General features: G+C 37.1%; 16 protein-coding genes, 1 pseudogene and 1 other annotated feature. Of the genes and pseudogenes, 13 read left to right on the top strand and 4 right to left on the bottom strand.

What is annotated here, in order from left to right:
* Window position 1: 1 nt before the first annotated feature.
* From DEX24_RS04340 to DEX24_RS04305, 8 genes and pseudogenes are all read left to right on the top strand, one after another.
* Window positions 2-763 (top strand): TrmH family RNA methyltransferase, encoded by a 762-nt coding sequence (locus tag DEX24_RS04340; protein WP_109305182.1) that lies wholly within the window; start codon window positions 2-4, stop codon window positions 761-763.
* A gap of 59 nt (window positions 764-822) precedes the next feature.
* Window positions 823-1,062: a binding site (T-box leader), on the top strand.
* A 68-nt stretch (window positions 1,063-1,130) separates the two neighbouring features.
* Window positions 1,131-2,168 carry a phenylalanine--tRNA ligase subunit alpha gene (gene pheS, locus DEX24_RS04335; protein WP_109305305.1) on the top strand — a complete coding sequence of 346 codons (1,038 nt, stop codon included), beginning with the start codon at window positions 1,131-1,133 and terminating at the stop codon, window positions 2,166-2,168.
* 12 nt (window positions 2,169-2,180) lie between these two features.
* Window positions 2,181-4,589: a phenylalanine--tRNA ligase subunit beta gene (gene pheT / locus DEX24_RS04330; protein ID WP_109305181.1), complete on the top strand. Its 2,409-nt coding sequence runs from the start codon at window positions 2,181-2,183 to the stop codon at window positions 4,587-4,589.
* A gap of 386 nt (window positions 4,590-4,975) precedes the next feature.
* Window positions 4,976-6,004 carry an ABC transporter ATP-binding protein gene (locus DEX24_RS04325; protein WP_109305180.1) on the top strand — a complete coding sequence of 343 codons (1,029 nt, stop codon included), beginning with the start codon at window positions 4,976-4,978 and terminating at the stop codon, window positions 6,002-6,004.
* Complete coding sequence (locus tag DEX24_RS04320; RefSeq protein ID WP_109305179.1) at window positions 5,985-6,932, top strand: ATP-binding cassette domain-containing protein; 948 nt, start codon at window positions 5,985-5,987, stop codon at window positions 6,930-6,932. Before DEX24_RS04325 ends, DEX24_RS04320 begins: the two co-directional genes overlap by 20 nt.
* A gap of 1 nt (window position 6,933) precedes the next feature.
* Window positions 6,934-7,895, top strand: a pseudogene (gene opp4B, locus DEX24_RS04315) (oligopeptide ABC transporter permease).
* Between the two features lie 30 nt (window positions 7,896-7,925).
* Window positions 7,926-8,834: an ABC transporter permease gene (locus tag DEX24_RS04310; protein WP_109305178.1), complete on the top strand. Its 909-nt coding sequence runs from the start codon at window positions 7,926-7,928 to the stop codon at window positions 8,832-8,834.
* A gap of 12 nt (window positions 8,835-8,846) precedes the next feature.
* Complete coding sequence (locus DEX24_RS04305) at window positions 8,847-10,640, top strand: oligopeptide ABC transporter substrate-binding protein (protein WP_109305177.1); 1,794 nt, start codon at window positions 8,847-8,849, stop codon at window positions 10,638-10,640.
* A gap of 251 nt (window positions 10,641-10,891) precedes the next feature.
* Here the strand turns inward: DEX24_RS04305 and rnhC are convergent, their stop codons facing one another.
* A complete protein-coding gene (rnhC, locus tag DEX24_RS04300; RefSeq protein WP_109305176.1) occupies window positions 10,892-11,824 on the bottom strand; it encodes a ribonuclease HIII in 933 nt (310 codons plus the stop codon).
* 89 nt (window positions 11,825-11,913) lie between these two features.
* Here rnhC and zapA point away from each other — a divergent pair, with 89 nt between their 5' ends.
* From zapA to DEX24_RS04275, 5 genes are all read left to right on the top strand, one after another.
* Entirely contained in the window at window positions 11,914-12,186 is a 273-nt protein-coding gene (gene zapA, locus DEX24_RS04295) for a cell division protein ZapA (RefSeq protein WP_109305175.1), read from the top strand.
* Window positions 12,179-12,718: a CvpA family protein gene (locus tag DEX24_RS04290; protein WP_109305174.1), complete on the top strand. Its 540-nt coding sequence runs from the start codon at window positions 12,179-12,181 to the stop codon at window positions 12,716-12,718. Before zapA ends, DEX24_RS04290 begins: the two co-directional genes overlap by 8 nt.
* Before the next feature lie 84 nt (window positions 12,719-12,802).
* Window positions 12,803-14,509: a DNA polymerase/3'-5' exonuclease PolX gene (polX, locus tag DEX24_RS04285; RefSeq protein WP_109305173.1), complete on the top strand. Its 1,707-nt coding sequence runs from the start codon at window positions 12,803-12,805 to the stop codon at window positions 14,507-14,509.
* A gap of 13 nt (window positions 14,510-14,522) precedes the next feature.
* Window positions 14,523-16,886 (top strand): endonuclease MutS2, encoded by a 2,364-nt coding sequence (locus DEX24_RS04280; RefSeq protein WP_109305172.1) that lies wholly within the window; start codon window positions 14,523-14,525, stop codon window positions 16,884-16,886.
* Between the two features lie 21 nt (window positions 16,887-16,907).
* The gene (locus DEX24_RS04275) at window positions 16,908-17,318 is read left to right on the top strand and encodes a DUF350 domain-containing protein (protein WP_109305171.1); all 411 of its coding nucleotides are present in this window, start codon (window positions 16,908-16,910) and stop codon (window positions 17,316-17,318) included.
* 421 nt (window positions 17,319-17,739) lie between these two features.
* Here the strand turns inward: DEX24_RS04275 and DEX24_RS04270 are convergent, their stop codons facing one another.
* The 3 genes from DEX24_RS04270 to DEX24_RS04260 are packed head-to-tail and all read right to left on the bottom strand — an operon-like array spanning window position 17,740 to window position 19,435.
* Window positions 17,740-18,549 (bottom strand): DUF4097 family beta strand repeat-containing protein, encoded by an 810-nt coding sequence (locus tag DEX24_RS04270; RefSeq protein ID WP_109305170.1) that lies wholly within the window; start codon window positions 18,547-18,549, stop codon window positions 17,740-17,742.
* A gap of 3 nt (window positions 18,550-18,552) precedes the next feature.
* Window positions 18,553-19,125, bottom strand: coding sequence for a DUF1700 domain-containing protein (locus DEX24_RS04265; RefSeq protein ID WP_170112840.1), 573 nt, complete (start codon window positions 19,123-19,125; stop codon window positions 18,553-18,555).
* Window positions 19,118-19,435 (bottom strand): PadR family transcriptional regulator, encoded by a 318-nt coding sequence (locus DEX24_RS04260; RefSeq protein ID WP_109305168.1) that lies wholly within the window; start codon window positions 19,433-19,435, stop codon window positions 19,118-19,120. The genes DEX24_RS04265 and DEX24_RS04260 overlap by 8 nt, the downstream gene beginning before the upstream one ends.
* Window positions 19,436-19,908 lie beyond the last annotated feature (473 nt).

The following is a 19,908-nucleotide window of genomic DNA, read 5'->3' as shown; positions in this document are numbered from 1 at the left end:
CATGAAACGTATAGAATCATCAAGTAATTCACTCGTGAAATATTGGAAAAAACTTGCGACAACACGCAAAGAACGAGATAAAACAGGTGAATTTTTAGTGGAGGGCTTTCATCTAGTAGAAGAAGCTCTCAATGGCACAGAAGTTATTAACTTAATCGTTCGTGAAAATGTAGAAATACCTTCTTCTTGGAATATCGATACTATTTATATGATTGAAGTAACAGCTGCAATCGCAGCAGAACTGGCTGAAACAGAGCATACACAGGGGATTTTTGCACAATGTAAGCAACCGATTACCGAAGTGAATGACTCGTGGGGAAAATTTCTCTTAATCGACTCGGTACAGGATCCAGGCAATCTTGGTACGATGATTCGTACTGCAGATGCGGCAGGGTTAGATGCTGTTATTATAGGTAAAGGTTCGGCAGATGTATTTAATCCGAAGACCATTCGTTCTACACAGGGGTCTATTTTTCATTTACCAGTTATTAAAGCAGATTTAATGCAGTGGATTCCGATATTAAAAGAACGAAATATCGCGGTTTATGGTACAGCACTAGACGCCAGCTCTGTTGAATTTCATAAAGTGGAAAAAACAAAGCAATTCGCTATTATTATGGGCAATGAAGGAAATGGTATTTCACCAGAAATACTTCAGCAAACGACACAAAACGTCATCATTCCAATTTTAGGGCGTTCGGAGTCGCTAAATGTTGCTGTCGCTGCAGGCATTGTAATGTATCACTTTGCAACAGCTGAGTAACTCTTGAAGTATTGCTTCATATTGTTTATACTATATATGTATGACATATAATTTTTCAAAAAAATGCGTTGATCGGGAAAAGTATATTGTAAAGATGACCAAGGGATAGTATGCCATAGACTGAAAGCTACTAACATCCACTTACGATAGAAGTTCACCCCATGAGCAGCAACCGGGACCAGCAAATAGGCTGTAAAGGTTTGCCGGTATTTGAGCCGTTAATTCAATCGAGTGATTGTTTATGCGTAATGGTATAAGCAATAACTAGGGTGGTATCGCGACTAATCCTCGTCCCTTTTTTGGGGCGGGGTTTTTTTATGTTTAGATATACCTAAACAATTGTTAAAGGAGGAATAGAGTTATGGCAATGGTAGAACAATTAAATGAGCTAAAAGAACAGGTACTCTCAAAAATTCAAAGTGCTGACAATGTCAAAGCACTGAATGATGTACGCGTTGCTTACCTAGGGAAAAAAGGCCCGATTACAGATTTATTAAAAGGAATGGGTAAATTACCTGCCGAAGAACGTCCTAAAATGGGTGCATTAGTAAATGAAGTACGTGCGGAAGTACAAGGTGTTTTAGAAGCACGTATGGTCACTTTAGAAGAACAGGCAGTTGAAGAACAATTGGCGAAAGAAACGATTGATATCACGCTTCCAGGACGTCCAGTTAAAGTAGGAAATGCACATCCATTAACACGTGTAATTGAAGAAGTAGAAGATCTATTCATCGGTATGGGCTATCAAATTGAAGAAGGTCCTGAAGTTGAAAAAGATTACTATAACTTTGAAGCGTTGAATTTACCAAAAGGTCACCCAGCGCGCGATATGCAAGATACTTTTTATATTTCAGAAGAAACGCTGTTACGTACGCATACTTCTCCCGTGCAAGCACGTACGATGGAAGCAAAAAAAGGGGAAGCAATCAAAATTATCTGTCCAGGTAAAGTATTCCGCCGTGATAGCGATGATGCCACACACTCCCATCAATTCAATCAAATTGAAGGTTTAGTCGTGGGTGAAAATATTCGTATGAGTGATTTAAAAGGAACATTGGATCTTTTTGCGAAGAAAATGTTTGGTGACGAACGCGAGATTCGTTTGCGTCCAAGTTACTTCCCATTCACTGAACCATCAGTAGAAATGGATATCTCATGTTTCAAATGCGGCGGATCTGGCTGTAATGTTTGTAAAAAAACAGGTTGGATTGAAATTTTAGGTGCCGGTATGGTTCACCCAAATGTGTTAGAAATGGCTGGCTATGATCCGAAAAAAGTGTCAGGCTTCGCATTTGGTATGGGTGCAGAACGTATCGCAATGCTGAAATTCGGCGTAGAAGATATTCGTCATTTCTACACTAATGATATTCGTTTCTTGGAACAATTTAATAGAGCAGAAGATTAGGAGGAACTCAATATGTATGTTTCGTTAAAATGGTTGTCTAAATATGTTGATATTTCAGGCATCGAGCCACAGGATTTAGCAGAAAAAATTACTCGTTCAGGTATCGAGGTTGAAGGTATTGACTACTTATCAGCTGGTCTTAAAAAATTAATGGTCGGTGAAATTAAAGAAAAAACAAAACACCCAGAAGCTGATAAATTAAATATTTGTCAAGTTGATTTTGGAGAAGAAGAATTATCCCAAATTGTCTGCGGCGCGCCAAATGTTGCCGTTGGTCAAAAAGTAATTGTGGCACGTCCAGGGGCTCATTTACCAGGTGGGAAAATTAAAAAAGCAAAATTACGTGGTGAAGTTTCTCATGGTATGATTTGCTCATTACAAGAACTAGGTATTGAAGGTAAGCTTGTACCAAAAGCCTATGCTGACGGTATTTATATACTACCAGCTGAAACACCAGTTGGTGCAGATCCAGTTGAAGTATTGGGTCTTGATGATATCGTACTAGAACTAGGTCTTACGCCAAACCGTTCAGATGCCATGAGCATGTTAGGTGTGGCATATGAAGTTGCAGCGATTTTAGAGCGTGATATTACCTTGCCAAAAGCGGTTGCACCTACTATAGCGAAAAAAGCAGCAGATGTTTTAACATTATCCGTTGAAGCACCGCAACAAAATCCGATGTATGCAGCAAAAGTTGTACAAAATGTCAAAGTGGGTGAGTCACCACTGTGGTTACAGCAAGCATTAATGGCAGTTGGTGTTCGTCCACATAACAACATCGTCGATATTACCAACTATATTTTAATGGAGTATGGCCAACCCTTACATGCGTTTGATTACGATGCACTTGGTACGGGAGAAATTGTTGTACGCCTTGCACATGAAGGGGAGAAAATAACGACTCTAGATCAAAAAGAGCGCTCTTTAAAAGCAACAAATCTTGTAATTACAAACGGTAAAGTGCCAGTAGCTGTTGCTGGTGTAATGGGTGGTCTTGATTCGGAAGTGACTGCTGACACGACAACTGTCGTAATTGAATCGGCTTATTTTGATGGGTTATCAGTTCGTTATACATCGAAGGATTTAGGTTTACGCAGTGATGCAAGTGCGCGCTTTGAAAAAGGAATTGATCCAAACCGTATTTTACCAGCAGCAGAACGTGCGGCTCAAATGATGGCAGAACTTGCCGGTGGTGAAGTATTGGAAGGGACGGTATTATTCGATGAGCTAGATAAAAAACCTGCTCGTATCGCCGTATCCCCAGATTTTATCAATGCTCGTCTCGGGATGAAAATTTCATTAAACGAAATGGTTACTATTTTAAATCGCCTTCGCTTCCATGTTGAAACAGCGAATGGTCTATTGATCATTGATGCACCAACACGTCGCCAAGATATTAAAATCGAAGAAGATATCGTGGAAGAAATTGCGCGTATTTATGGTTATGATGAAATACCTAAAACGGTACCAATGGGAGAAACAACAGCTGGGGGTCTAACACCTTATCAAGCAAAACGTCGTCTAACGCGTCATCATCTTGAAGGTAGTGGTTTATATCAAGCTTTAACGTATTCTTTAACTTCACAAGAGTTAGCACAAAAATATGCGTTAGAAACAGCTGATACGACTCGTCTACTTATGCCAATGAGTGAAGATCATAGCACGTTACGCCAAAGCTTATTGCCACATCTAATCGATTCTACAGTGTATAATGTTTCACGCCAAGCACCATCTGTAGCCATGTATGAGATTGGTTCTGTGTTTTTAGGTCTTGAAGAAGATGGATTACCACACCAAGAGGAGCATTTATCGCTTGTCATGACAGGGAAATGGGTGGATCATGCATGGCAGGGTGAACAAAAATCAGTCGATTTTTATGTATTAAAAGGTGTAATTGAGAGCTTATTAGAAAAATTAGCACTTAGTGAACATATTTCGTATGAAGCAGCAGTAGTTGATGGGCTACATCCAGGACGTACAGCAAGCATCTTATTGGATGGAAAACGAGTTGGTTTCTTCGGTCAATTACACCCAAAAGAACAAAAAGAATTGGGTTTAAAAGATACGTATGTAGCCGAAATCAATTTTGCCACAATTACAGCAGTGCCACTTGATGCACTTATTTACACACCAGTACCACGCTTCCCATCTATGTCACGTGATATTGCGTTAGTAGTAGATCGTACAATTGAAGCAGGGACAATTGAAACGGTTATTAAAAATGCTGGTGGGAAATTATTGAAGTCAGTACAAGTTTTTGATTTATATGAAGGTAGTAATATGCCAGATGATAAAAAATCATTGGCCTTTACGTTGAAATATTTTGATGCAGAAAAAACATTAACGGATGTTGAAGTGGTAGAAGTACATGAAAAAGTACTTGCTGCTTTAACTGAAACAGTAAATGCTGAATTACGATAAACAATAAATGCTTGATAACCCGCAAAATTAGCTATTTTTTGCGGGTTATTTTTATTTTTATTTTAAAAAAAGATTTTTTACTGTAAATTAATATGCTATACTTTTTTCACCGGACGACAAAATTTGTATAATTCAATTATTAATTACAAAAAAAATAAAAAATATTCACAAAATTGATAGATTATTTTAATAATTGTGTTATATTAAGAAAAATAACAAAAATATTTAAATAGTGAGTATTTAGCGATCACAAAGATATGGTTCAAAAGTAGAGGACTATATTTTTTAAAAACAATTTATTTCGGTATTCGTAATTTATGCATAAAATGTATAAATAGCTACAGAATAGTCGGAATATTCTAGCTTGAGCGGGAAGGGGAAATATTTTGAATACATCAAAAGAATTACTGACCATTAAAAACTTACATACGAGTTTTCGCATTAAAGATCAATACTTTGCTGCAATCGAAGATATTAATCTAACGTTAAAAGAAAATGAAATATTGGCCATTGTAGGCGAATCAGGCTGCGGTAAAAGTACGTTAGCCACTTCAATCGTTGGACTTCATCAAGAAGGAAATACGAAAGTCGATGGTGAAATTCTGTATAACGGTTTGAACTTAGCTAATATGAAGGATGATGACTTCAATAAAATCCGTGGTAATGATATCGGTTTTATTTTCCAAGACCCACTAGCAGCATTAAACCCGTTAATGCGCATTGGTGATCAAATTGCTGAAACGTTAAAATACCATACAAAGAAAACAGAGAAAGAACGTCAGGTTCGTGTGTTAGAGCTGTTAAACCAAGTTGGTATTCATAATCCTGAACGAATCGCTAAGCAGTATCCTCACCAATTATCGGGTGGTATGAGACAGCGTGTCGTAATCGCCATCGCGATTGCGTGCAAACCCAAAATCATGATTGCAGATGAACCGACAACTGCCTTGGATGTCACAATTCAAGCACAGATTTTAGATTTATTGGGTGATTTACAAGAAGAAACAAATGCTGGCATTATTTTAATAACACATGATTTAGGCGTGGTGGCAGAAGTAGCTGATCGCGTAGCTGTTATGTATGCAGGACAAATTATTGAATTGGCATCAGTAGAGGAATTATTCGCTTCACCGAAGCACCCATATACTCGGTCGTTGTTAAACTCTATTCCACAAATTGATAGTGATAATGACCGCTTAGAAGTGATTAAAGGTATGGTCCCTTCATTAGTGAAGATGGATCGTAAAGGATGCCGCTTTGCACCACGTATTCCATGGATTGATGAATCAAAACATGAAGATCATCCACAACTACATGAAATAGCGAAGGATCATTTAGTTCGTTGTACTTGTTGGAAGGATTTCCATTTTGAACATGAAGAAGGGGGATTGCATCATGAGCTTCATGCAAATTAAAGATTTAAATGTCCATTACCCAATTCGCGGTGGCTTTTTTAATACAGTCGTTGATCATGTTTACGCAGTTGATGGCGTAACAATGGAATTCGAAAAAGGTAAAACGTATGGTCTTGTAGGTGAATCTGGTTCTGGTAAGTCAACGACAGGTAAAGCGATTATCGGACTAGAAAAAATCACATCCGGTACGATTACATATGAAGGAAAAGATGTTACAAATCAACGTCGCAATCGTAATAATAGTTTTAATAAAGATATTCAAATGATCTTCCAAGACTCTACATCAGCGATGAATCCACGCAAGCGGATTCAAGAAGTATTAGCTGAACCGATTCGTAATTTTATGAATTTATCTCCTCATGAAGAAAAGAGACGTATTATCGAATTGTTGGAGATTGTCGGGATGTCTGAGGAGGCGTTACTTAAGTATCCACATGAATTTTCAGGCGGTCAAAAACAACGTTTAGGTATCGCACGTGCAGTGGCATGTAACCCGAAGATGATTATTGCAGATGAACCAGTTTCCGCTTTGGATTTATCGGTACAAGCACAGGTATTGAACTTTATGAAAGATATCCAAACAGAATTTGGTTTGAGCTATTTATTCATTTCACATGATTTAGGTGTCGTACGCCATATGTGCGATCATATTTCCATCATGTATAAAGGGCGTTTTGTAGAAACCGGTACGAAACAAGATATTTACGAAAATCCACAACATATTTATACAAATCGTTTATTATCAGCAATTCCGAATATTGAACCAAGCACACGAAAAGAACGTAAAGAAGTTCGTCAAGCAGTCGAAGCAGCTTATCGAGTTGAAGCACCAAAATTCTTTGATGCAGAGGGTAAAGTACTTGGATTAAAAAATCTGTCTTCTACGCATAGAGTCGCGATGTCAGCATTAGAAACGGAGGCAAATTAATATGTGGAAAACAATTGTCAGACGTGTATTAATCATGATTCCTCAGCTATTCGTATTAAGTTTATTAATCTTTTGGTTAGCAAAATTAATGCCGGGTGATCCATTTACAGGAATGATTACACCGCAAACTGATGCCAATAGAAAGAAGAACTACGTCAATTAGCAGGCTTCTATGATCCTTGGTATGTACAGTATTGGAACTGGATTACCAATGCATTACAAGGTGATTTTGGTGATAGTTATGCCTTTAAAGATAGCGTAGCAACCTTAATTGGGGGACGTGCACTAAATACATTATGGTTAGCATTATTTAGTGTTATCTTACTGTATTTAATTGCGATCCCACTTGGAATATTCGCAGGTCGTTTCCAAAATTCTTGGTTCGATAAAATTACAGTGTTTTATAGTTTTGTAAGCTATGCGATTCCGACCTTTGTCTTGGGACTTATATTCTTATTCTTCTTTGGTTACACATTAGGTTGGTTCCCAACAAGTGGTACGGTCGATGTTAAATATGACCCAGGCACATGGGCGTATTATAAAGATAAAATCTATCATTTAATATTGCCGGGCGTTACCTTTGCAATTTTAGGTACGACAACGGTAATCCAGTATTTACGTTCAGAAGTAATTGACTCTAAAACACAGGATTACGTAAAAACGGCACGTTCAAAAGGCGTACCGATGCAAAAAATTTATTCGAAGCATATTTTCCGGAACTCATTATTACCGATTGCTGCATTTATCGGCTTTACGATTACTGGTCTATTGGGTGGATCCATCTTTATCGAAACAATCTTTGGTTATCCAGGTATGGGACAACTATTCATTCAATCACTCGGACAGCGTGATTACTCTGTAATTACAGCGCTCGTATTATTATTTGGATTCCTATCATTATTAGGAAGTTTAATTTCCGATATTGTCATGAGTATTGTCGATCCACGCATCCGTATTGACTAACCAATAATCAAAGATAAAGAGGTGAATAATATGCAACAGCTAGAAGAAAAAGTAGTAGCAACATCTGAGGAAGGTGTACCAGCAACTGGTTTTAAAGTTGTATGGCGTGAATTTAAAAAAGATAAGTTAGCAATGACATCGCTCATAGCACTCGTAGCTATTATTGTCGTTACATTTATATGGGCATTTTTCATAGATAAAGAATCATTAATGAAGATTAGTTTATTAGATGAATTTGCAGAACCAGGTACAAATGGCTACATACTTGGCGCAGATCAAGGTGGTAGTGATGTTTTAGGTCAGCTGATCTTAGGTACCAGAAATTCAATGGGTATTGCTATTGCCATTACTATTATTACGGGTGTTCTGGGTGTCATTACAGGTCTTGCAGCCGGTTATTTCGGTGGAATAGTGGACGCGATTATTATGCGAATCATTGATTTTTATATTACACTTCCAACGCTAATGATCATCATTGTTTTTGTAACCATTGTACCAAAATTCAATGCTATTACATTCATTCTGATTATGAGTGCCTTCCTTTGGGTAGGTACCGCTAGACTGATCCGTAGTAAAGTACTCTCCGAGGGAAAACGTGACTATGTCAACGCCTCTAAAACGATGGGTACAAAAGACTTTGCCATTATGTTAAAAGGCATTTTACCAAATATAAGTTCACTACTAATCGTAGAACTTACATTAAATTTTGCGGGTAATGTTGGTATTGAAACAGGTCTTACATTTTTAGGCTTTGGTTTACCGCCAGATGTTCCGAGTTTAGGAACGTTAGTTGGTGCAGCCAGCAATCCAATCGTACTACAAAATTATTGGTGGGTATGGTTACCCGCGTCAATATTAATCTTAATATTGATGCTGGCAATAAATTATGTTGGACAAGCATTACGTCGAGCAGCAGATTCAAAACAGAGAATAGGATAGGGGAGAAATAACATGAAGAAAAAAAGTTGGTTATTACTGACAGTTCTTGCGGCGATCATGCTTGTATTAGCAGCATGTGGCGGCGGCGACAAGGACGGCGGCAAAACGAAAGAAAAAGAAAAAGTAAATACATCAACATTACCACTTAAAACAGAGAATAAGGATGCGAGTATTAAGGGTGGTACTCTTAAAGTTGCACTATCTTCAGATGCACCATTCAAAGGGCTTTTCTTATATGAAGTATACGAAGATGCATATGATGCTGAAATTTTGGGCTATACTTCAAACTCAATTTTCCCAACTAAAGAAGATTTCTTAATCGGCGATGATGGAATCGGTAAATTAGCAGTTGATGAAGATAAAAAAGTTGCAACAGTAACGATTCCTAAAGATATTAAATGGTCTGATGGTGAGCCGTTAACTGCGGAAGATTTAATCTATCCGTATTTAATCATTGGTGACAAAGATTATACGGGTGTTCGTTATGATACGAATTTCCAAAATATTATTGGTGCGAAAGAATACCATGATGGCAAAGCAGATTCAATTTCAGGTATTAAAAAAGTGGATGATCAAACAATCGAAATCTCATTCAAAAAAATCTCACCAGCAATTTACTCAGGTGGTGATGGTCTTTGGGGTTATGCAGCACCAGCACATCAACTAAAAGATATTAAAGTAAAAGATCTTGAAAAATCAGATGCAGTTCGTAAAAATCCAGCTACTCTTGGTGCATTCGTAATTAACAAAATTGTTAAAGGCGAATCAGTAGAAATGGTTGCTAATAAAAATTATTGGAAAGGTCAACCGAAATTAGACAAAGTAGTGATTTCAGTTGTTCCTTCAACATCTATTGCAGCATCGTTAAAAGCAGGTAAATATGATTTAGCAGTTCCAAACTATCCAGCAAATGATTATGCAACAATTAAAGATTTGAAAAATATTACTATACTAGGACGTCCTGAATTAGCTTATTCTTACTTAGGTTTCAAACTTGGTAAATGGGATTCTAAAAAATCAGAAGTAATCGTAGATGAAAAAGCGAAAATGAATGATAAAGATTTACGTCAAGCAATTGCATATGCTATGGATATCGAGCAAGTAGCAGATGTTTACTATGATGGTTTACGTTCACGTGCGAATTCATTAATTCCACCAGTATTCTCAGCTTACTATGATGATTCATTAAAAGGTTATTCGTATGATAAGAAAAAAGCTGAAGAATTATTAGACAAAGCTGGTTATAAAGATACAGATAAAGACGGTTTCCGCGAAGATAAAAACGGCAAACCACTAACGATTAAATTAGCAGGTATGGCTGGTTCTGATAAAGATAATAAAATCGCTCAATTCTATATCCAAAACTGGAAAGATGTAGGTCTTAAAGTTGAGTTAACTACAGGTCGTTTAATCGAGTTCAACTCATTTTACGATAAAGTAAAAGCAGATGATAAAGACATCGATATGTATATGGCTGCATGGGGCACAGGTACTGACCCATCACCAATCGGACTTTACTCTAAAGCAGCATCATTCAACTACAACCGTTATACATCTCCAGAACTTGAAACAATGTTAGGCAATATTGACTCGAAAGAATCATTGGACCCAGCATATCGTTCAGAAGCATTTTTGACATGGCAACAATTTATGTCTGAGAATGCAGCAACAGTTCCAATGTACTTCCGTACAGAGTTAATTCCGGTAAACAAACGTGTTAAAAACTGGGATATTGATTACTTACACAGTTCAACAGATAATTTACAAGATGTAGAACTATCTGCTGAAGAGCCAATTAAAGAATAAAAATGAATCATGTATTTTAAAAATTCGTTTTTAAGCAATAGAAAAATGGCATGATTGTTTTGAACAATCAACAAAGCCGGTGTCCCCCTCGACACCGGCTTTTGTGTATGCAAAATAATACTTTTACCTAGTTGTGCATACATATGAATGATTTCTTCCTTGATTGAAGCATCAGAATGATAAAAAACTGCCACTGATTAATAGGTATGCTACGTATCAGTGACAGTTCATGAACGAATGTTTTAAGCATCTTATACTTTTCTTTTTTTAGAAGCGATGCGCGATGCTTTTGTTGTGTTAGCAAAATGCCATTTTGTGATAGAACGAAGAGAGTCTTCGCCACGTGCTAGTAAAATTTGAGCAGCTTTTTCGTCGACAATCTGACCAGCGCCTTTAGGGAGCGTTGTACCAACTTCCGTACTTAGTCTATCCATTTCCTCTAAAAATGCAAAACGTGCGATTATAGAGGCTGCTGCAACTGATAGATGAAGCTGCTCAGCCTTTGTTGCGAACAAAACATTCTCACGAATAATTTCTTTTTCGTTTGCAATATGACGGTAGTAGATTGGGCGCTCTGCAAATTGATCAATCAAAATATATTCAGGTTTAATTGGTGCTATTTTTTCAAGAACTTTACGAATAGCTTGGTTGTGTAAAATAGCTTTGATTTTACCTTGCGACCAGCCTTTTTCTTGCACTTCATTATATTTATCATTTCGTAAAATAAGCAAGCTATGCGTTAATGTAGCTTTTAAATCAGGGGCGATTTGGCGCATGAAATCGTCTGTTAACATTTTAGAATCTTTTACGCCCAATTCTTTTACGAGTTCAATTTGATCACTTGCTACATAGACGGCTGCGACTGTAATCGGACCAAAATAATCACCTGTTCCAGTTTCGTCTGAACCAATAACGGACTTGTTAGCAAAATGAGGAGGCAACGTATCACCCTTGGATGACGTCACTTTAGTTGTGGTGTTTGGAGAACCCCAACGTGTTGCTTCATTTTCGGCTTCGACACCTTGAAACATGACTTTGCCAGATTTGTAAGAAGTGATCGATGTCCCATTTTTCTTTGCAGCGAAGATAATGCCAGGGCCGCTGCGATCTAATTTTTGAGCTTCATAATATTCATGTACCTTCTGTTGTTGAGCACTTGGTAATTGAATGACAATAGTAGACATTTAGTTAGCACCTTTCTGCGTATCGTTGTTCACATTGTTAAGCATTTCATGGTATGATTATTAATAAGATTTTCAAGGGAGGGTTACTTTTGGAAGAGAGTCCTAAAAATCGCATTTCCATTGAAATATATGGTCAAACATACAACATGATAGGACCCGAGTCAACTGCACATATGAGAGCGGTTGCGGCCACTGTTGATGAGCAAATGCGTAATATTAAGCTCATGAATCCTGTGCTAAGTAGCACACAGTTGGCAGTTTTAACGGCAGCAAATACTGTCAATGAATCATTGAAGCTCCAACAAAAGATCAAATCCCTAGAGGCAGAACTGAAAAAAATAAAGGATGACGTACATGATTGATATAATTTTAATAGTTTTATTTTTAGCAGCTCTACTATCAGGTTACCGTAAAGGGTTGATTTTACAGCTTGTTAATCTCGTAACACTAATCGTTGCTTTCGTTGTGGCCTACATATACTTTAAGCCATTAGCCGAAAAATTTCTACTATGGGTACCATACCCAGCAATTACAGAAAATACAGTGTTGAAATATGCGACTGACACTTTAGATATAAGTATGAGCTTTTATCAATTGTTGGCTTTTGCGGTGATCTTCTTTTTAGTGAAAATTGCATTAAGTATTTTCACTTCTATATTTGATTTCTTAAAGCATGTACCTGTACTGGGGATTTTCAATAGTTTCTTTGGTGCAATTTTAGGTTTTATCCAAGGCTACTTTATGATCTTTATTTTGCTGTATGTTTTGGCACTATTACCGATCGAATCAATTCAAAAATATATTGAGAGTTCAATATTAACGAAGTTAATCTTAGAGTACACACCGATTATTTCGAAATATTTACAAAGTATTTGGTTTGTCTACACGAATTAATCCGTGTGATCTACTGAAGTGAAGTAATCAATAAGAAGCTACTCAATTCGTTGGGTAGCTCTTTTTTTCGGAAGGATGAGGAAGATGAACAAAAATCAAGTTGTACAAGTGTTAGAAAAAATAGCTACATACTTAGAGTTACAAGGTGCAAATAGCTTTAAGATATCTGCTTATCGCAAGGCAGCTGCAGCGCTTGAAAATGATGCGAGAAGCATGGAAGAAATAGAGGATGTAACAGCGTTAAAAGGAATCGGTAAAGGAACAGCGGCTGTCATTACCGAACTTTTAGAGCATGGTAAATCGACGGAATTAGAGCAACTACAAGCCGAAGTACCGGCTGGATTACCACCATTATTAAAAATACCTGGTTTGGGCGGCAAAAAAATAGCTAAATTATATGCAGAATTAGGTATTGATTCTGCTGAAGCATTAAAAAAAGCAGCAGAAGAAGGAAAAGTTCAACAATTAGCTGGATTTGCAAAAAAAACAGAGGAAAAAATTCTGAAAGAGCTAGAGACTTTTGGCAAACGTTCAGAAACACATCCAGTTTGGCAATTGGAGCAAGTCGTAGCAGATATAGATGCTATTTTAGCAACAATTGAAGCAATTGAGTGTTTTTCTGTTGCGGGAAGTTATCGTCGTGTGAAAGAATCAAGCAAGGATGTCGATTATATGATTGCATCAACTGCAGCATTAGCCGTCAAAGAAGCGCTTCTTGAAAAAGTGACCTATGCTGAAATAGTTGCCGCTGGAGATACGAAAATTTCCTTCATTTTACCTGGTGAAGAGGGGCCGAGTATTGATTTTCGCATTGTAACACCACAGGAATATGCTACGGCATTGCATCATTTTACTGGCTCAAAAGAGCATAATGTCCGCTTGCGTCAAATTGCCAAAGATCGCGGGGAGAAAATTAGTGAATACGGTGTGGAACAGCAAGATGGTTCTGTATTAACATTTGAATCAGAGGAAGCATTTTTCAACCATTTTGATTTACCATTTATGCCGCCAACAGTTCGTGCAGGCAATGCAGAATTTGAGCGTTATGCAGAGATACCTAAGCTTGTGACAGAAGCAGATATTCGTTCGGATCTTCATATGCATACAACATGGTCGGATGGCGCGCACACAGTGGAAGAAATGGGCCGTGCACTTATGGCAAAGGGCTATGAGTATGCAGTCATTACAGATCATTCACAGTATTTGAAAGTAGCGAATGGTTTAACACCAGAGCGACTAGCCAAACAGCGTGAAGAAATACTACGTTTTAATCATGCCAATCCGACATTTAATCTATTAAGAGGGACGGAGATGGATATCCTACCTGATGGTAGCTTAGACTTTTCTGATGATGTATTGAAGGAATTAGATTTTGTCATCGCATCGATTCATTCGAGTTTTGCACAACCGCAGGAGCAAATTATGGAACGTTTGCATAATGCGTTAAAAAATCCATACGTGCATATGATTGCACATCCTACTGGGCGTGTCATTCATCAACGAGATGGTTATAATCCAGATATGGTACAACTCCTTGCTTGGGCAAAAAAATATAATAAAATAGTAGAGTTGAATGCCAATCCATATCGTCTGGATCTCTGTGTTGCACATCTTGAAATGGCAGCTGAAGCGGGTGTGCCCGTGGCAATTAATACAGATGCTCACGCCATTGAGCAGTTACGTTATATGACAATTGGTACAAAATATGCACAAAAAGCCTGGCTTCACAAAGATATGATCGTCAATACTTGGTCATTTGAGAAATTCATGGACTTTTTACACACTAGATGAGGAGGTGTTTTGAATGATCGCACAACGCGCATTGAAAACACTAGAATATGATAAAATAATTGACAAAGTATCAAAATATTGTACGAATACACTTGGCAAAGTAGCCATTGAACAATTGGAACCCAAAGTTACGTTGATAGAGGTCAACGCTCTTTTAGACGAAATGGATGAAGCACTATCTATCTTACGTGTTAAAGGAAGTGTGCCTTTAGGTGGTATTTTTGATATACGTCCAGCATCAAAACGTGCACAAATTGGCGGTGTATTAAGTCCAAGTGAATTAATGGAGATTTCTTCAACGATTCGTGCAAGCCGTATCTTTCGAGAATTTATCGAGGATATCGTTGCGTTAGAAGATATTTCGATTCCTGCATTCATCGCAAAAAAGGAAGAAATTCCTATGCTGACAGGTTTACAAAATGAAATTAATAGTTGTATCGATGAAAATGCCAATGTTGCAGATTCTGCAAGTGTGGCTTTGCGTTCAATTCGTCAGTCATTGCGTATGCAAGAAGGGCGAGTACGTGATAAATTGGCTAGTTTAACACGTGGGGCCAATGCGGCGAAGATGTTATCAGACACCATTATTACTATTCGTAATGATCGCTTTGTTATTCCTGTAAAAGCAGAGTACCGCAGTCATTATGGTGGGGTTGTGCATGACCAATCATCATCAGGTCAAACCTTGTATATCGAACCGGATTCAGTCGTACAATCCAACAATGAAATTAGTAGTTTAAAAGCGAAGGAAAAGGCAGAAATTGATCGTATTTTAGCTGAATTGTCTGCGAAAGTACAGGAAGTCGCACATGAACTATTCGTTCTCGTACAACTTCTAGGACAAATCGATATGATTTTTGCAAAAGCAAAATTTGGCCAAGCAAATAAATGTTCAAAACCGCTTATGAATGATGACGGTTATATTAAAATTACACAGGCGAAGCATCCTTTGCTCGATCCTGAAACAGCGGTTGCCAATGATATTGAATTTGGTAAAGAATACACCGCAATCGTCATTACTGGGCCAAATACAGGTGGTAAAACAGTTACGCTTAAAACAGTTGGTCTCTTTACAATGATGGCACAGGCGGGTATCCCGATTCCTGCACTTGATGGCTCACAAATGGCTGTCTTTGATCAAATTTTCTCTGATATTGGTGACGAGCAATCGATTGAGCAAAGTTTATCGACATTCTCTAGTCATATGGTAAACATCGTCGATATCTTGAAAAAATTCGATGATCAGTCACTTGTATTATTTGATGAATTAGGGGCGGGAACAGACCCACAAGAGGGTGCTTCATTAGCCATTGCTATTTTAGATGAGGTACATGGTCGAGGTGCACGCGTTATGGCCACAACGCATTACCCTGAACTAAAAGCATATGGTTATAATCGTGATGCGGTTATTAATGCGAGCGTAGAGTTTGATGTGGAAACATTGAGCCCGACCTACCGTTTACTCATTGGTGTACCGGGACGTTCCAACGCTTTTGAAATTTCAAAACGTCTTGGATTGCCAGAACATATTATTGAAACATCAAAAGCTTATGTAGGTACGGAAACGCATGAAGTAGAATCGATGATTGCTTCATTGGACGAATCTCGTCGAGCTGCTGAAAAAGACGCTGAAGAATCAGCACGTTTATTGGCTGAAGCCCAGACCTTACAGGCAGATTTGGATGCGCGTTTACAAGAATATGAAGATCGCAAAGAAGAATTAGATAAAAAAGCAAAAGAAAAAGCGAAGAAAATTGTTGAAGCAGCGAAGCAAGAAGCTGAAGCTGTCATCGATGAATTGCATAAAATGCGTATCAATGCCAATAAAGTCGTGAAAGAGCATGAAATTATTGATGCTAGAAAACGTTTAGATGAGGCAGCACCAAAAGAGAATAGAATACTGAAAAAACAACGTCAACTAAATGAAAGAGCCCAGGAACTTAAAAAAGGTGACGAAGTAAAAGTAGTAAGTTATGGTCAAAAAGGTGTACTAATCGATAAAACATCCAATGGCGAATGGATTGTACAAATTGGTATTCTAAAAATGAAGATTGAAGAAGATGATTTACAGTATATTAAACCAGAAAAAGAAAAACAAACGGTTAATGTTTCAAGTGTTCGTGGACGCGAAGCTGTAAAACTTGAGTTGGATTTACGTGGTGAACGTTATGAAGATGCCCTCATGCGCACAGAGAAATATATCGATGACGCATTATTGTCGAATTATCACCGCGTGTCAATTATTCATGGTAAAGGTACAGGGGCCTTACGTAAGGGGGTTCAAGAATTATTGAAACGCCATCCACGCGTGAAGAGCTACAATTTTGGTGAAGCAAGTGAAGGCGGCTACGGTGTGACAATAGCAGAACTAAAATAGTCATATGATGGAGGAAATGGGATGCTAGCAGATTTTTGGAACTACCCTGTAGTCATAATGACGGGTTATTTTAGTGTTGTTGTATTATGCCTAGTATTAGCGATGGCATTATTTGAAATGGTGACACGCTATAAGAATTGGCAAGAAATAAAAAATGGTAATATGGCAGTTGCTTTTGCAACAGGTGGGAAAATAATCGGTATTTGTAATATTTTTCGTTATTCAATAGAGAAGAATAATACACTACTTGAAATGATCGGTTGGGGCATGTTTGGTTTCGTCTTATTAATTATTGCTTACTTACTCTATGAATTTTTAACACCTGCATTCAAAATTGATGAAGAAATTGAAAAAGACAATCGCTCTGTTGGATTCATATCATTGACTATTTCAGTTGGTTTGTCCTTTGTAATTGGCGCAAGTATTTCCTAAAGAGAGGCACAGGTGAAAGACGAATGGAAAAATTATCTAAAGTCTTACTGCTATGCTGCGTAGCCTTCATCATCGTGGGTGTAGTTTATATGTATCGTCGTTTCTAATTTCAAGTGACTGAAGCAATTCAGTCGAGGGATTATCTATGAGTACTCCTCTTGGGGATTATTCATGGTAATGCCTTTAATTTTATCCTATTTATTGAGGTTATTTAAACAAATATCACTTTTGGTAGACCTTAATACAACTATTTCACAAAAGATGTAGTCCTATAAAAAGCTATTGTTTTGACAAAATATTTGTCAAAACAATAGCTTTTTTGATTGAAATGGCTCCACTAAAAGTATATGAGCGATTGACTACTCAAACAAAACCAATAATCTTGAATCCTGTTTATTTAGATACGCTAATAGTTTAAAAATTATTCAACAAGCTCAAGATGTATGTCACCATTATTTGTAGTGACGTTTAAATTCGTATCGCCATTTTTTTTATTTTCTGGAAGGTTATTTTTACCTTTAGAAGCATTACTAGAAATACTAAATGCATCATATGAGCCAATAATAGTTCCTGTGATATCACCATTTTTCGTTGTTAATTTCAAGGCGTCTTCAACGGCAACTTTTTTCACTTGTATATCACCATTTGAACTTGTAGCATCGATGGAATTTTTTGCACTTACTCCGGACAAAACGAGGTCATCATTTTTCGTTTCTAATTTCAAATGTTTATTCACTTTTGTATCTGTAATTTCTATCATGCCATTTGAGGTTATGGCTTCTACTGCGCCATCTAAGTTCACATCAGATAAAGTAATATTTCCTTTTGATGTACGTATTTTTATTCCACTAGAAATGCCATTTGGAACAGCTAGTTGTACAATACGATGAGCTTTCTCAGTATTTAAACCCACATAGTCTTTCCAATTTTTATTTGTTACCAATTTCATCGCCAATTCATTTTTATTTGTAACATGTACTTCGTAAAATTCTTTGTCATTTTCAAAGTACTTGATATGAATCTTCTTGTCGGTCGATTCGATTACTTCAACTGTACGCCCTTTGGCAGACAGTGATATTTGTTCAATTTTTTTCGCGTCAATTGCATAATTTTTTTCTGCAAATGAAGTCGATTTTTTCTGCGAATCTGAATTCGTTGTACAAGCTGAAATACTAATGACTAAACTAAGCATAATAATCACTGTTGGCATTTTTTTAAATATTTTTTTCATTCTTTATACCCTCTTTCTAAATAATCTTAATTTAATCTTCCGCATGAACCATGTAGTCAGCCCTACTATTTTTTGGGAAAGCACTTTAATTGGGGAATAGGCAAAGATGCCAATCCCAATAGCAATTAAACTGACAATAAACATAAGAATCTGAATTGCACTATTCTCACTAAAATCGACAATCGAAGCAATAATTCCCGTTATCCCAACCAATATAAAAGAAAGATCAAGTAAAAATAGCCCGATGATTGATAACCATATACCTGCATAAAAAACGAGGATCAGTGTAAATAAAGCAATGATTAAAGGGGTCGACATAACTAAGAGTAAAATATCTACTGTTGAAAGTGATCTACTAGGGATAATGAGGTTTGAGAAAGGGGTAGCTTCAAGTATTGCCTCTTGTGCGATCTCATCGATATCTCCAAGGCCACATACTGCATGTACTTCACTCATGCCATCTTCCATACGATCATCAATGATTTCTGAATAATATGACAGGACTTTGTTGAGTTCACTGCGAGGTAGGGTTCTTAGCTTAGCCCCTAGTTCGGATAAATATTCTAATTTATTCACTATTTGCTCCTTCCTGAACGAATTTATGTAGAGTTAACAGGGACGCCCAATCATCTAGAAAATCTTGGATTTTATCTTTACCTTGTTGCTCTATTGTGTAATATTTACGCAACCGACCGTTATGTTCAATCGAATAAACGGATACGCAATTCTGGGTCTCTAAACGTTTTAAAATTGGATACAATGTTGATTCAGTAACCTTAATATGCTCCGATAAATCTTTGATTATTTTGTATCCATAAGAGTCTTCTTTGGAGAGAACTGTTAATACGCAAGCTTCTAATAGGCCTCTTTTTAATTGTACATCCATACGATCACCTCCTAAACCGACCTTAAACGCTGAAGTTCTCTAAAATATATGTGTAATATTACTATCTTTCACATGATACTACGTTATACATAGTATCATGTGAAATCGTTAAAAACCAATGAAACATTGCTTGTACATTCTTCTATTCCAACTTGAAATGATGGATCGATATTTTTTACTAAATGATGTCGTCATGCCATGGTACTTTAATCGTTAGAAGTTCTTTATTCCTCTACTTATGTCAATCATTTTTAGGAAGGGTAATCTTTTATAAGCAGGTCAATTAAATGAGAGAAACAAACAGTGTATAGTAGTGAGAAATTAGTTTATGTTAATAAAATAATATGTTTGGTAATAATAGGATAAAGGGAAAAATGATAGTAAAAGGAAGGAGATTGGTTGTGGAATGGAGAAATGAATGAAATGTGCAAACGCTCAATCTATGTAAAAAAACAACTTATAGAAGAAAAAAA

It is taken from the genome of Kurthia sibirica (genome assembly GCF_003143975.1).
GTDB lineage: Bacteria > Bacillota > Bacilli > Bacillales_A > Planococcaceae > Kurthia > Kurthia sibirica.
The sequence above is the reverse complement of the archived record's forward strand: the minus strand, read 5'-3'. Positions and strand labels throughout refer to the sequence as shown.

Bases quoted from the DNA above. Each gene is read 5' to 3' on its own strand.
- DEX24_RS04270 (WP_109305170.1), bottom strand. From the start codon at position 18,549: ATGAAAAAAATATTTAAAAAAATGCCAACAGTGATTATTATGCTTAGT.
- pheS (WP_109305305.1), top strand. From the start codon at position 1,131: ATGGTAGAACAATTAAATGAGCTAAAAGAACAGGTACTCTCAAAAATT.
- DEX24_RS04305 (WP_109305177.1), top strand. From the start codon at position 8,847: ATGAAGAAAAAAAGTTGGTTATTACTGACAGTTCTTGCGGCGATCATG.
- DEX24_RS04320 (WP_109305179.1), top strand. From the start codon at position 5,985: ATGAGCTTCATGCAAATTAAAGATTTAAATGTCCATTACCCAATTCGC.
- DEX24_RS04280 (WP_109305172.1), top strand. From the start codon at position 14,523: ATGATCGCACAACGCGCATTGAAAACACTAGAATATGATAAAATAATT.
- polX (WP_109305173.1), top strand. From the start codon at position 12,803: ATGAACAAAAATCAAGTTGTACAAGTGTTAGAAAAAATAGCTACATAC.
- DEX24_RS04290 (WP_109305174.1), top strand. From the start codon at position 12,179: ATGATTGATATAATTTTAATAGTTTTATTTTTAGCAGCTCTACTATCA.
- DEX24_RS04275 (WP_109305171.1), top strand. From the start codon at position 16,908: ATGCTAGCAGATTTTTGGAACTACCCTGTAGTCATAATGACGGGTTAT.
- pheT (WP_109305181.1), top strand. From the start codon at position 2,181: ATGTATGTTTCGTTAAAATGGTTGTCTAAATATGTTGATATTTCAGGC.
- DEX24_RS04310 (WP_109305178.1), top strand. From the start codon at position 7,926: ATGCAACAGCTAGAAGAAAAAGTAGTAGCAACATCTGAGGAAGGTGTA.
- rnhC (WP_109305176.1), bottom strand. From the start codon at position 11,824: ATGTCTACTATTGTCATTCAATTACCAAGTGCTCAACAACAGAAGGTA.
- DEX24_RS04340 (WP_109305182.1), top strand. From the start codon at position 2: ATGAAACGTATAGAATCATCAAGTAATTCACTCGTGAAATATTGGAAA.
- DEX24_RS04260 (WP_109305168.1), bottom strand. From the start codon at position 19,435: ATGGATGTACAATTAAAAAGAGGCCTATTAGAAGCTTGCGTATTAACA.